General features: G+C 55.2%; 13 protein-coding genes and 2 tRNA genes. 4 read left to right on the top strand and 11 right to left on the bottom strand.

The window, feature by feature from the left end:
* Positions 1-6: 6 nt before the first annotated feature.
* Both HBA49_RS03395 and HBA49_RS03390 read right to left on the bottom strand, forming a co-directional pair.
* Positions 7-1281: a hypothetical protein gene (locus HBA49_RS03395; protein WP_005525841.1), complete on the bottom strand. Its 1275-nt coding sequence runs from the start codon at positions 1279-1281 to the stop codon at positions 7-9.
* Between the two features lie 206 nt (positions 1282-1487).
* Positions 1488-1561, bottom strand: a tRNA-Ile gene (locus HBA49_RS03390).
* A 272-nt stretch (positions 1562-1833) separates the two neighbouring features.
* Between HBA49_RS03390 and HBA49_RS03385 the strand changes: the two genes are divergently transcribed.
* From HBA49_RS03385 to HBA49_RS03375, 3 genes are all read left to right on the top strand, one after another.
* A tRNA-Asn gene (locus HBA49_RS03385) sits at positions 1834-1906 on the top strand.
* A 196-nt stretch (positions 1907-2102) separates the two neighbouring features.
* Positions 2103-2360, top strand: coding sequence for a hypothetical protein (locus tag HBA49_RS03380; RefSeq protein WP_005521648.1), 258 nt, complete (start codon positions 2103-2105; stop codon positions 2358-2360).
* A gap of 122 nt (positions 2361-2482) precedes the next feature.
* A complete protein-coding gene (locus tag HBA49_RS03375) occupies positions 2483-2707 on the top strand; it encodes a hypothetical protein (protein WP_005526053.1) in 225 nt (74 codons plus the stop codon).
* An 85-nt stretch (positions 2708-2792) separates the two neighbouring features.
* On the opposite strand, the gene dnaG is transcribed toward HBA49_RS03375, so the two are convergent.
* Positions 2793-4685, bottom strand: a complete 1893-nt coding sequence (gene dnaG, locus HBA49_RS03370) for a DNA primase (RefSeq protein WP_005525931.1) — start codon at positions 4683-4685, stop codon at positions 2793-2795.
* A 78-nt stretch (positions 4686-4763) separates the two neighbouring features.
* Between dnaG and HBA49_RS03365 the strand changes: the two genes are divergently transcribed.
* Complete coding sequence (locus tag HBA49_RS03365) at positions 4764-5318, top strand: guanyl-specific ribonuclease (RefSeq protein ID WP_005521642.1); 555 nt, start codon at positions 4764-4766, stop codon at positions 5316-5318.
* Between the two features lie 180 nt (positions 5319-5498).
* Here the strand turns inward: HBA49_RS03365 and HBA49_RS03360 are convergent, their stop codons facing one another.
* The 8 genes from HBA49_RS03360 to HBA49_RS03325 all read right to left on the bottom strand — a co-directional run bounded on the left by HBA49_RS03360 (position 5499) and on the right by HBA49_RS03325 (position 11809).
* The gene (locus HBA49_RS03360) at positions 5499-5963 is read right to left on the bottom strand and encodes a hypothetical protein (RefSeq protein WP_050773702.1); all 465 of its coding nucleotides are present in this window, start codon (positions 5961-5963) and stop codon (positions 5499-5501) included.
* Positions 5964-6233: 270 nt separating this feature from the next.
* The gene (locus tag HBA49_RS03355) at positions 6234-6557 is read right to left on the bottom strand and encodes a hypothetical protein (RefSeq protein WP_040432074.1); all 324 of its coding nucleotides are present in this window, start codon (positions 6555-6557) and stop codon (positions 6234-6236) included.
* Between the two features lie 78 nt (positions 6558-6635).
* Positions 6636-7439 (bottom strand): hypothetical protein, encoded by an 804-nt coding sequence (locus HBA49_RS03350; protein WP_005526171.1) that lies wholly within the window; start codon positions 7437-7439, stop codon positions 6636-6638.
* Between the two features lie 222 nt (positions 7440-7661).
* Positions 7662-8102 carry a hypothetical protein gene (locus HBA49_RS03345; RefSeq protein WP_005526042.1) on the bottom strand — a complete coding sequence of 147 codons (441 nt, stop codon included), beginning with the start codon at positions 8100-8102 and terminating at the stop codon, positions 7662-7664.
* A 307-nt stretch (positions 8103-8409) separates the two neighbouring features.
* Positions 8410-8829 carry a hypothetical protein gene (locus HBA49_RS03340; protein ID WP_244248381.1) on the bottom strand — a complete coding sequence of 140 codons (420 nt, stop codon included), beginning with the start codon at positions 8827-8829 and terminating at the stop codon, positions 8410-8412.
* 212 nt (positions 8830-9041) lie between these two features.
* On the bottom strand, positions 9042-9581 hold the full coding sequence (locus tag HBA49_RS03335; RefSeq protein WP_040431919.1) for a hypothetical protein: 540 nt from the start codon (positions 9579-9581) through the stop codon (positions 9042-9044).
* Between the two features lie 143 nt (positions 9582-9724).
* Positions 9725-11053, bottom strand: coding sequence for a deoxyguanosinetriphosphate triphosphohydrolase (locus HBA49_RS03330; protein WP_005526394.1), 1329 nt, complete (start codon positions 11051-11053; stop codon positions 9725-9727).
* Between the two features lie 21 nt (positions 11054-11074).
* Positions 11075-11809, bottom strand: coding sequence for a YdcF family protein (locus HBA49_RS03325; RefSeq protein WP_005525674.1), 735 nt, complete (start codon positions 11807-11809; stop codon positions 11075-11077).
* Between the last annotated feature and the right edge of the window lie 48 nt (positions 11810-11857).

The following is an 11857-nucleotide window of genomic DNA, read 5'->3' as shown; positions in this document are numbered from 1 at the left end:
TCATAATCAGTGGAGCAGGGTTCCCATTTTCGAGTAGGGGGTGACCTGCACCCGGTGGGCGGCAGCCAGGTCGACGAGGGTCTTCCCCACCGAGGCGGGGGTTGCCGACCATAGGCCGAGGGCGGGCCGCACCCGCCCCGGCCACTGCTTATTGAAGGCAGACACCAGGGCGACCGCTTTCGATTCTTCCCCAGTGTCGTAGTACACCCATGGCTGGATTTCGTCGGCCACCCGCAGCAGTTTGGCATAGTCGTGCCCGCTATCCGGGCGGCCCGCTAGTGGCTGGTTCCAGTTCACCCGCACGTCCATGACCAGCGGGATGCCGGCGGTCAGGCTTCGGCAGTGGGCAATGAAATTCGCCATTTTGGTGGTGAGCCATTCCTGGTATTCGGGAGTTTCCTGGAGTGCCCCATCGTCGCTGCGGGGCCAGTCGGTGGCGCCGGTGTCGCTGCGGTAGAGCAGCAGGTCGTTGTCGGAGAACGACCCGGAGTCCCAAAAGAGTTCGGTGATGATGATCCCGTCAATAATGTCACCGAATTGGGTGGCAACTTGCGCCACGGCGCCGGCGAGCATGTCCCGGATCGGGCTGCGGGTGAGGGCCGCCGGTGAGGGCATGTTCCGAATGGTGCCGTCCCTGGATATTGCCTTCCATTCCGGGAATTTCGCCAGCGAGGTCGACACCATCATGTCAAGCGTGAGGTAGATTTTTTCGATCCCGTTGGCCCGGAGCGTGGCGATCACGTCGCGGAGGGGGTTCTCCTGCGGTTCTAACGACACCCATTCGGGGTGGGCTGGCCACTGGAAGAGGGTCCATTCGGGACGACCCGCAGCCAGGTCGATGGTAGTATATCCCCTGGTGACCGCAGTGCGGGCGATTTCGGACCAGTTGCGGCGTGCCGCATTGGAGGTGTCTTCCCAACCGATGCCGATGGCGCGGGTGGTGATTCCGGCGTGGTCGGCGAGGCGGTTCAGCCGCGCCGATGCCTGCACCTGTTCGACCACGGTGGCGGCCGGAGTTGGTGTGGCTTCTAGGGCGGCGAGTCGCCGCATGATGGGGCTAAGGTCGGCCGCCGGGGATAGTTCCGTTAGTGGTTCTACCACCGCATTGGGACCACCCGCCTGGTCGATCACCAGTGAGGTGTCCGCCAGGTTTTCCACAATGATGATTCGGGATTGGACCTTTTCCCCGGTTTTCCGGGCGGCTTCCGCCACGGTGCGCGCGGTAACAACCTGCGCTCTTGTGCGATCGTCAGTTGGTTGAGTGTCGTTGGTGTTCGGCATTCATCACTTCCCATGATTTGTCGGCGATTGACGGATTGCCGCCACCTTAACCAATTCGCAAGGCGGTCACCATGAAGATGAGGAATCCCCCACATGGCGCGGTACAAGACGACTGCTACCCGAATAAGGTAGCACCGTTACGGCGTCGTAAAGCATGCCGATAATGGGAAAACCCCAGCTCCTGGCGTGGAACTGGGGTATGATTGTGGGGCCACCGGGGCTCGAACCCGGGACCGACGGATTATGAGTCCGCAGCTCTAACCGACTGAGCTATAGCCCCAAATTTAAAGCGATCCTGCTACATAATAGCCATTGCAAGGCACGAATGAAAAGTATAGCGGGTCATAGCACATAGTAACGAACTCAACACCCGAATACCCAAATTTTCCTCCCACCCCGGAACATCCGCACGCCGCATCACCCGCCGACGCCGAATCATTCTTGCGGCCAATGAGGGATTTTATCGCACTGACCAGCAAATTTGCCTTAAATCAGCGGGGCACTGTATAGTTTCATTCGTTGCCAGCACAGTAACTGTGTGGCAAAATCCATTCCCCCATAGCTCAATTGGCAGAGCATTCGACTGTTAATCGAAGGGTTACTGGTTCGAGTCCAGTTGGGGGAGCTTTTTATTTCACTACCACCGCCACTAGGGCGGTTTTTGTGTTTGTGCGACCTAACCCACCCCGAAATTTTTGCAGAACCTATGGGGCTAGCGGGGGTTACTGGATGCGCTAACCACCGTTGTGGTTTCTTCGGTAATGTGGCAGTCACACTACTTTCTTCCTTGACAAGCTTTTATATAAGGAGTGGGACTTTCCATGATCCAGTTCGTTATCGGTGCTGCCGCGGGTTACGTCTTTGGCACCAAGGCGGGTCGCCGGCGCTACGAACAAATTAAAAAGGGATACCAGGTGGCAATAAATTCCCCAGCTACCAAGCAGATTCTGACGGCAACCCGGAAGGCTATAGCCAATAAGCTTGATCCGCAGCCCCGCATGAAGGAAGTAAAAAATCTCAATAAATCTAAGCTTAATAAATCGGATGATATTACTATTCTAGAGCGGGACGACGATTAAGCCTCATAGGAGAAAATTCGTAAAATACCACGATATTTAGGGCGTGTCGTAATTAAAAGTTCATATCGAATGCGTAACATTTGGGGTAGCTAATCTTTAACTTTCGTGCGAAAGGATCCCCCATGTCTAGTATCTTCCGCCGCTCCATCACCACATCGTGCGCCATCATCGCGCTGGGAGCCTCCCTGGCCGCCTGCTCCCCACCCAACGAGATTGATTCCAACCGCAAGATTGAGACCGCCATCAGCGGAATCGCACCGAAACAAACCACAAGCACCACCCCTAGGACGTCCAGCGCCGCCCCCTCGGTCAGCGCTACCCCCACCACGAAGGCAACCCATCACTAAAAACGCATAGATAGCATGACCGGCCCCGCAATGATCGGGGTCGTTTTGCGTTACGACGCTCTACCGCGCGGCACCCCGCCGCCAATTACTGAAATGCCCGGGCAAGCAACTGCTTCTTCTGCTGCTCCAACGCAATAAGATTGGCGAACATGGACCGATAGGCCTGCTCGTCATCGCTGGGTCGCATGCGCTGCATTTTACTCTTCAACTGGGAAATCTCATTGCTTATCTGTTGTTCCTGCAACCGGGCCACGGTGCGATCCCAATACGTTTCCACGCTCTCGCCCTGCAGGTGAATGTCCTCCACCACGAGTTCCGAAACCAGGGACCGACCAATAAGATCGTCAATCTCCGAGGCGACCATGCCCGCCCACTCCCCCACCACCGCGGCGCGACACCCGCCCGCCTGCGCGATGGCGTGCCGAATCACCCGGTAGGTCTCAAAGCTAAACGCCGCCTCCGGGACCGCATCAAAGCCATCGGCCACCACGCCTGGGTACTGCAACGCCAGCTTCAAGCTCTCCCGCTGCGGCCACAACTGGATACTCTTGGCATCGGGCTGCGGCAACCGGGCCTGCGGTGCATCCACCGCCACCGCAGCATCGCTATCGAACCGAACGGCGCGGCGGGGCTCCGCCGGCCGCGGGTTTCGGGCCGCGACTCGCACCTGGGACAACACCTCGTCCTCATCCATCCATCCCACCCAACCGCTGAGCCGCCGAGCGTACTCGGACTGCAGGGCCCTATCGTGAATGCTGGCCACGATCGGCACGGCACGCCGCATCGCCTGCAGCCGACCTTCGGGTGTGTCCAACCGGTAGTCGGCAATCACCGCCCGGATCATGAACTCAAACATGGGCACCCGGGAGGCCACCAAATCCCGAACCGCCGCATCCCCCTTCTGTAGCCGCAAATCACAAGGATCCAGGTTATCGGGGGCGACAGCAACATACGACTGGCCGGTAAACTTTTGGTTTCCTTCGAACGCCCGTTTGGCCGCCTTTTGGCCGGCCTCATCCCCGTCGAAGGTATAAATGAGTTCGCCACGGAAATAAGTGTCGTCAAGCATGAGGCGGCGAATCATCTGCAAATGATCATCCCCAAACGCGGTACCGCAGGTGGCCACGGCCGTTGCCACCCCGGCGGCATGCATCGCCATCACATCCGTGTACCCCTCCACCACCACGCACTGACGACTGCTGGCAATATTCTTCTTCGCCCGATCTAGTCCAAAGAGCACCTTGGACTTCTTATATAAGAGTGTCTCCGGGGTATTCAGGTATTTGCCCAGCTGGTCGTCCTCGAATAGCTTTCGGGCGCCGAACCCAATCACATCGCCGGAAATGTTTTTAATCGGCCACAACAGGCGACGCCGAAACCGGTCAACGGGACCACGTCGCCCCATCACCGACAGGCCGGCGGCCTCTAACTCGGGGAACGTAAACTTTTTCAACAGGTGCTTCGTCACGGCATCCCACCCCTCGGGGGCGTAGCCGCACTCAAAACTATAGATGAGTTCTTTAGAGAAGCCTCGGTCCAAAAGGAAGGTGCGGGCCACCTGCGCCTGGGGAGTCTCCAACTGCTTCCTGTAGAACGCATGTGCGGCACGATTGGCTTCGATCAATCGTTTCCGGGTGCCGGGCTCTACCGCCGGCGCCCCGGTCGAACCCCCCTGGTAGTTGATATGATAGTTTATCTTGTCTGCTACTAGCTCGACGGCTTCGGGGAAGGTCAAGTGTTCCATCTCCATGAGGAAGTTAAACACGTCCCCGCCTTTGCCCGTCGAAAAGCAATGGTAGTAGCCATGGTTCGGTCGAACATGAAACGATGGGGTTTTCTCGTCTTTAAACGGGCTCAGCCCCTTCAACGAATCGGAACCGCTGGGCTTAAGCTGCACATATTCGCCGATGATTTCTTCGATCGCGGCGCGTTCGCGGATCGCTTGAATGTCGGAGTTGGGGATGCGTCCTCTGGCCATGGTTAAAGCGTACCAAGACGGTCAACCACGGCACGCCACTGCTATGTGTGGGGCTTGGGGTGTGTAACAATACGTATCATGGCAGACAGGAAAAAGACCCTTCCGGTAATCATCGGCGGCCTCATTATGGCGGCGGTGGCCTCGTATTTTGGGATTGACACGCTACAGGAATCGTCCCAACAGTCGGCGGTCGCGGCGGCGGAAACCACGACGGCCGACGCCACCGCCCACGCCGCAACCGGCACACAGCATCGCAACCGCAGCAGCAATGCTTCCAGTGCTGCGCCCACGTACACGAAAAACCAGACAGCCAATAAGGGTTTTGAAAAATTCCGGGAATGCCAGGTTGATTCGCTGCCTAAGGAGGCCATGAACACCATTGACGACATTCTGGCCGGCGGTCCCTACGAATACCCGGAGAACGACAACAAACGGTTTGGCAACCATGAAAAACAGCTCCCCGACATTGGCCGTAACTATTACCGCGAATACACCGTGGACACGCCCGGCCTGAATCATCGGGGTAAGCGGCGCATTGTGACCGGCGGCGGGAGCGAAACAGACCCGGACGTGTGGCTTTACACCCAGGACCACTACCAGTCCTTCTGCGTCATCCCGGATGCTGAGAAGTAGAGGGTTATTAAGGTGTGTCGGGTTTGTTGGGCATGCCTCACCTGGGCGATGTTCGAGGCTAGTCGCTGAACACATTGTGCAGAGGCTCTGACCGCCAGAAAAGCGCTAATTGCACCTAATAATTATTCGCAATGCTCATGTGCAGATACCCGGAAGTATCTAGCGCCACGAATCTTGCGGCTAATCAGGTACGGTGTCGTCGAAGATGAGCTTGTGGAATCGGGTTATTTCCTCCACCTCCTTTGCCGACATGTCGTCCCGGAGAAACTGCCATGTTACACGGGGATCTGGTGCAGGAAGATCACGGTCCGTAACGAAGATTTCGTCCCCGGTGAATATGAGTTCTGTTTTCCTAGGATCGAGGTACTCGTTATCATCTGTCACGAATCGGATCGTGTTTTCCGATAGGTAAAACGGTTTCGCTACCTTAGGATCAACCGTCCATAATTCTAGGATATACTCCTGGACGGAATACAAACGCTCCACTTTCGCATTGCGGATATAAAACCCGTAGTAGGGAGGATAGTTTATTGATACCCCGGCCGTGATATAAACATCTTTGCCTAAATACCATGCTGCGTGATCGATCCATAGTTCATTGCGGGTGGTTTCCTCAACATAGGCGAGGAAATCTTTTGCTGTCATCACGGAATAATCATCTCCTCTGGTAAGAATGGGTGGGTATGTCAAGACGGGCCCGATATCAGCCGAATTCGTTAAGAAACCCCCACTTATCCAACTGCGCCATATAAAGACGCAAATTTTCTGCTGCGACCATAGCCTTAACCTTACGGGCATCATTTAGAGAGTCAATCAACATCAAACACTCCCACATCAACTAGCACCTGTTTCCCACAGTCTAACGAACAGGAAACAGTTCATTAACCATCACACATAGCCCCTAGGCTGTGTTAATCATCGGAAATATGGTTCGTCATGGAACACCCGCATTCCTCGTAGTGATTCTAGGTCAACTACCGGATCCATTGCCGCGAACTTCCGCACATTCTTCTGAGTACGACCAATAATAGGATCTTCCCAATCAGGATTGTCAAAATCCTCATCATTTACCCATAACGCTAAAAACGGCCTTTTGAGTTCCAGATCAAGCCACGCACCAGACTCCACCAAATCATCCAAAAGCACTTCAGTAAAATAATCAGGCATCCCTGGATACCGCCCCAACACCGCAGGCGGACGTGCTTCATCAGCAACCCGCTGAAACAAAAGTTTAACCATCATTATCACTACCTTGAAGATTATTTTGGCTTCAAACTATTCAATCCACCATATCTCTATGACTAAAGATTCAAGAGATTAGTAGCTTTCTCCCGGATACGGCGGCAACGTCTCCAGCATTGTGCGGGACCACTCATGCCATAAAACCTTATCTTTGCCCGTCATACTTACTACCCGAATACCGTCTTCCCCAAAATGCTTAAACACTTCCGCGTTTTTCTCGTCGGTTGTGTACACCATGCCATCTGTTTTGTCAACAATACAATTATAGGGTGGTATAGGCCAATCCTGAAACAAAATCGCCACCACCAAAAACTGCGTAGGCGACTCAAACCCCCACGTATCACACAACGCTAACGGACGATCCAAATCCCTCCGGCTAGCTACAGCCTTACGAGCATCACCCAACGACACAATAGGAGTAGAAAACGTAATAGCAGGTGGGTGAAAATCCGGTATCCCTGTTTCGTTGTCTAGCTCTGCGAAGCTGTTTTGTATCCGCTCCTCATCCCAACAAAAACCCTTGACGCTATAGCAAGCATTATGGGGTAATTGTGAAATAGGATCCCCCACACCATACAAAATGCCTCGTGTTGCATGGTGTTTTGCCGTGATCCTGATGTCTTCATCTATGGTGGCTGCTGAATCTTCGTCTATGATTTCAGCATATTTTGCAGAGATCTGCTCAACTTTACGAATATACGCGGAATCCTCAGAGAAGGATTCCGATAAGTCCATTACACACTGCCATGCGTCACCATAAGTGACACCGTTTTCCCGCATGTAGTGAAACAAAAACCGTTTCGTCAACTCCAACGGACCATACTTAGTCACCCCGGCGTCGATAGCAGCATTCAGCTCAGGAGAAAAACCAAAATACACAGGTCAACAACTTTCTACCATAAAGATTACTCAAAATACTTGAAACCTATTCAGCTGCTGGGGACTCAAGGCATTAGCACACATGACTGCTCTCTGGAAACGGGAAAACCAAGGTAGATGGCATGTGCTTTCCAAGTTGCCATCTCTTGGTATGAATAGGTTTTCTTAGCAGCCGGATAAGCTTCGCATAATCATCCACAGCGTAAATTCTTGGAACCAATCTTACTGATCCATGATCCACGCAACACCCTTATACATTTTGTCATCTGGCCAAACTTCACAAATCAGACTCTCACAAACAAGATACGGCAGTTTAGAAAGGGACTCATCCAACCCCATCACCAACCCATCAGAAACAGCAAAAAATGCAACACACGCTTCAGGGTCTCCTGAATACTCATCATCTTCGATAAGAAGATTGTACTTATCTGCCAGCCGATTAATTTCGACAACATACTCCGGATCCTCATATGCTTCCTGCGATAACCGCATCACAGCATCCCACACCTCCCCCTCATGCACTCCTACTTCCGTAAGCCGAAACGTCAACATCTGTTTCACAAAAGTCATGGGTCCCACTTGCGCAACAGCCTTTTTAATTTGTTCCCCTAAAGCTGGTGGCAAGTAATAGCCTTGATATTTTTCCTCGTCCCGATCCATCATTGTCATCACTCCTTTAAATAAAGCTTATTCAGTTACTGGCAACCCCAGCCACACTAACGGGGAACAAATCGAAAGAACATACCTTTTAGCTTGCCTTTCCACGCCTCTAGGGAATGGTCACATGCATCAATGTCTTGGTAAGCGGAATCATATTTTCCCAACGGCCGAATAAGCTTCTATGTAGCGACGCATTTACACCTTCCTTTCGGAAAACCTCAAAGCCCATCTAGCTTCAACAAGACGCCGCCTAGTTTGCCAGAAACCATCACGGTAGATAACGCGCTCCTGGCAAATCCAACGTTTCATCTCAATCCAGCCAGTCCATGAATCGAACGGCATTTTCCAGTACAAGCTCAACCCACGCAGTGTGTGGGTAGGAAAGCTCTTCGTTCTTAAACTCGATAAACTCCCGCTTCTGCGCGGAAAGATCCGGGAAAACACGGCGAAGAAATGGCAGCGGACCGGCGATGAGTTTATATTCTCCCGCAGCGGTAAACAGCACCGCATGCCGCTCGTCCTCGGAGAAGAGCAGGAAAAATTGGCCAATGAATTCTCGACCCAATAAGTCAAAATCCTCCGGGGTCGGCTCCACAATCACCGCATGGTCTTCGGTAATGTCATGGTCATTCCGCACCCCAATGAGCCGCCCAGATGCCTCAGCGCGAAAAGCATCAGCAAGAATATCATCCTCACCATCGACAAAATGCACGGCATTTTCCGCAGCCATCACAAACACCCCGGTATCCGAAATCCACTTCCTGGACAACACAGATTGGCTAGCCGCTATCCGATTTCGGATTCTCAGGATCTTTCCCAACTCTTCGGCATCATTAACTATCTGCATATCGCTGAAACCTATTCACCTACAGAGAAACGCAGCCTAGTTTGCCAGAAACCATCACGGTAGATAACACACTCCAAGCAATCCAACGCTTCATCTCAATCCAACCAATTCATGAACCGGACAGCGGTTTCCATGGCTTGTTCGTACCCGACAGTGTGCCTATAGGAAAGCTCTTCGTTCTTAAACTCAAGAAACTCCTGCTTCTGCGCGGAAAGATCCGGAAAGAACCGGTGCAAAAACGGCAACGGGCCGGCAATGAGTTTGTAATCCGCCTGAGTAAATAACACCGCATGCCGCTCATCCTCGGAGAACAGCAGAAAGTACTGACCATAGAATTCTGTTTCAAGCTGCTCCAATTCGTCCTCAGTTGACTGCTCCACCATCACAGCATGATCCCACCCCGGAGGCCTATCTTCGTTAGAAACCCCGAACAGGCGCCCAGGGGCTTCGGCGCGAAAGGCATCGGCAAAAAGCTTGTACTCATCGTCTACGAAATGCACGATGCCTTCCGCCGCCATCGCAAACACTCCGGTGTCTGAAATCCATTTTCTGGACAACGCACGCTGGCTAGCCGCAATCCGGTTACGAGCCGCCATGATTCGCTGAAATTCTTGGGGATCATCAATTGGTTTCATACCATGAAGCCTATTCAATCACCGAAGGAAGCGTCGTCAAGCATCGACATACTCTGTCACCACCATCATGGCGTTTTAGCCAGAACAACCTCCTGAAAATATTACGGCTTTCCGCCCCGCCAGCACCCAAAACCCACAGCCACTCACACCACGTCCATGTCGCCCGCGTCCCGCGCCGCCTGCGCCACCCGGGCCAGCCGGGATTCCGTCATGGAGGCAATCTGGTCTATCACCACCCGCTCCCGGGCCGCCGCGTCTTCCGCCTGCTCCCACCACAGTTGAAACATCGGGTCGAGCGCACCCGGCGCGCCCGCCGTCAAATATTCGAACACCATGGCGACTCGTTCGCGTTGGTTGCGTTGCCGTTCCTTGCGTTCTGGGGTGTTCATGACGTAGAGGACGGCGAGGGATTTCAGCAGCGTGACCTCGGTCAACACCTGGTCGGGCACGATGAGGTCGCCGTGGATGCGACCAAGGCGAGCATGACTAGGATTGACGCCATGCTCGGCGCTCATATCGCCGCCCTCCCCTGCCTGGTTGTTGGGGTGGGCGATGGTTTCCTCGATGATGGCGCCCACGTAGCGGCCCACGAGTTCCGAGGTCATGGCCTTGAGATTGCGGCGGCCGCGAAGACTGCCGTCGAATTCGGCTGCGGCCGCCACCACCTGTAGGTTGCGCAGTCGCCCACCGGCGTCGACAAGGCGGTCGGCAGATACCCCAAACGCGGTCTCGCCGCTGGCCCCCAGGGATTCCAGGGATTCCTGATCCCAGAGCGCGTTGAGGTGGATGCGGCCGGATATAATGCCGTCTTCCACATCGTGGACGGAGTAGGCGATATCGTCGGCGAAGTCCATGACCTGGGCTTCCATTGCGGCTCGATCATCGGTGTGCCCGTCGCGCACCCATTCTAAGATTTGCCGGTCCTCGTCGTAGCAGCTGTATTTGCGGTTGGTGGTGCCATCGGGGTTGGTTTTTGTGACGGGGTATTTGCAGGCGGCGTCGAGGGCGGCGCGGGTGAGGTTGAGGCCGTAAGAGTGGTCGCGGGCGTCGAGGACCTTGGGTTCTAGCCTGGTGAGGATGCGTAGCGTTTGGGCGTTGCCTTCGAAACCGCCGCAGTGTACCGCCAGTTCGTTGAGGGCGTGTTCCCCATTGTGTCCGTAGGGTGGGTGACCGATGTCGTGGGTAAGGCCGGCCATTTCGCACAGGTTGGGGTCGAGGCCGAGACCGGCGCCGATGCCCCGAGCAATTTGGGCGACTTCGAGGGAGTGGGTGAGGCGGGTGCGGGGTGTGTCGCCTTCCTTGGGGCTCACGACCTGGGTTTTGTCGGCCAGGCTGCGGAGGGCGGCGCTGTGGAGAACCCGGGCGCGGTCGCGGGCGAAGGGGCCACGCTCGTCCTGATGGGAGACGAGCATGCTGCGCTTGGCGGGTTCGTGGTACATGCGGGCGATGTCATGGTCGGTGTAGTGGTACATGATGATGCCTAGGTAGCGGGTTTACTTATCGGCGGGTTTGCTTGCCGATTCGTGGGCCAGCTCGTGCGCGGCCTGCTGGTTGGCGCGCAGCACGTTGTGGCGGTGGATGCGGGATGGTCGGAGGATGCCTTGGGCGTAGCGCAGCAGGTCTTCGACGGTTGCGGCCCGTTTACGCCCCAGGGCGGCGGTGGCGGCAACCACGATAAGTCCTCCAACCTCGTGCGATAGGGTCCAGAAGAATCCCTTGGTGGGGAAGATCGCCGGACAGTAGGGTGTGGGTGAGACCCTGGCGTTCATCCCAATCTGTTTGGCAAGCAGTTCGGCACGGAGCGCATGGTTGGGGTCGGTGACGATCAGGATGGTGCCGTGGTAGTCGTCGCCTAGCCGTTCGAGGGCCGCGTGGTAGGAGCCGAGGGTGTCGTTGCCTTCGGGGACGGGGATGAGGCAGTCGGGGTCGACTTTGGCTTGCAGCAGGTAATTACGGCCGACTTCGGCTTCGGTGGTGGTGTCACCGGGGAGTTTCCCGCCGACGGTGACGATGTTTTGGGTACCGTGCATGTGCCACAGTTCCGCAGCCCAGCGGAGTCGGGCGGCGAACTGCCGCGATGGCACCCCGCCGTATTGTGTGGTGCCGAGCACGAGGATGGTGTCAAACCGGTGGCGAGTGTTAGTGGGTCGGAACCTCCCGCGAACAAGAATGCTGGTGATGGCGAGCAGGATCGGGCTGGTGATGATGGCCGTGGTGCGTGATTTCATATTCCTAGTGTGCCACCTTTTGGCGGTACATGACGGGTAGCGTTTCCG

It is taken from the genome of Corynebacterium matruchotii, from assembly GCF_011612265.2.
Classification (GTDB): Bacteria; Actinomycetota; Actinomycetes; order Mycobacteriales; family Mycobacteriaceae; genus Corynebacterium; species Corynebacterium matruchotii.
This window is presented reverse-complemented; position numbering and strand designations above follow the sequence as displayed.

What these genes read in the sequence shown, in the direction of transcription:
- HBA49_RS03380 (WP_005521648.1), top strand. Translation starts at nt 2,103, where the DNA reads ATGATCCAGTTCGTTATCGGTGCTGCCGCGGGTTACGTCTTTGGCACC.
- HBA49_RS03340 (WP_244248381.1), bottom strand. Translation starts at nt 8,829, where the DNA reads ATGGCTGCGGAAAATGCCGTGCATTTTGTCGATGGTGAGGATGATATT.
- dnaG (WP_005525931.1), bottom strand. Translation starts at nt 4,685, where the DNA reads ATGGCCAGAGGACGCATCCCCAACTCCGACATTCAAGCGATCCGCGAA.
- HBA49_RS03335 (WP_040431919.1), bottom strand. Translation starts at nt 9,581, where the DNA reads ATGAAACCAATTGATGATCCCCAAGAATTTCAGCGAATCATGGCGGCT.
- HBA49_RS03330 (WP_005526394.1), bottom strand. Translation starts at nt 11,053, where the DNA reads ATGTACCACTACACCGACCATGACATCGCCCGCATGTACCACGAACCC.
- HBA49_RS03325 (WP_005525674.1), bottom strand. Translation starts at nt 11,809, where the DNA reads ATGAAATCACGCACCACGGCCATCATCACCAGCCCGATCCTGCTCGCC.
- HBA49_RS03375 (WP_005526053.1), top strand. Translation starts at nt 2,483, where the DNA reads ATGTCTAGTATCTTCCGCCGCTCCATCACCACATCGTGCGCCATCATC.
- HBA49_RS03360 (WP_050773702.1), bottom strand. Translation starts at nt 5,963, where the DNA reads ATGACAGCAAAAGATTTCCTCGCCTATGTTGAGGAAACCACCCGCAAT.
- HBA49_RS03355 (WP_040432074.1), bottom strand. Translation starts at nt 6,557, where the DNA reads ATGGTTAAACTTTTGTTTCAGCGGGTTGCTGATGAAGCACGTCCGCCT.
- HBA49_RS03345 (WP_005526042.1), bottom strand. Translation starts at nt 8,102, where the DNA reads ATGATGGATCGGGACGAGGAAAAATATCAAGGCTATTACTTGCCACCA.
- HBA49_RS03365 (WP_005521642.1), top strand. Translation starts at nt 4,764, where the DNA reads ATGGCAGACAGGAAAAAGACCCTTCCGGTAATCATCGGCGGCCTCATT.
- HBA49_RS03395 (WP_005525841.1), bottom strand. Translation starts at nt 1,281, where the DNA reads ATGCCGAACACCAACGACACTCAACCAACTGACGATCGCACAAGAGCG.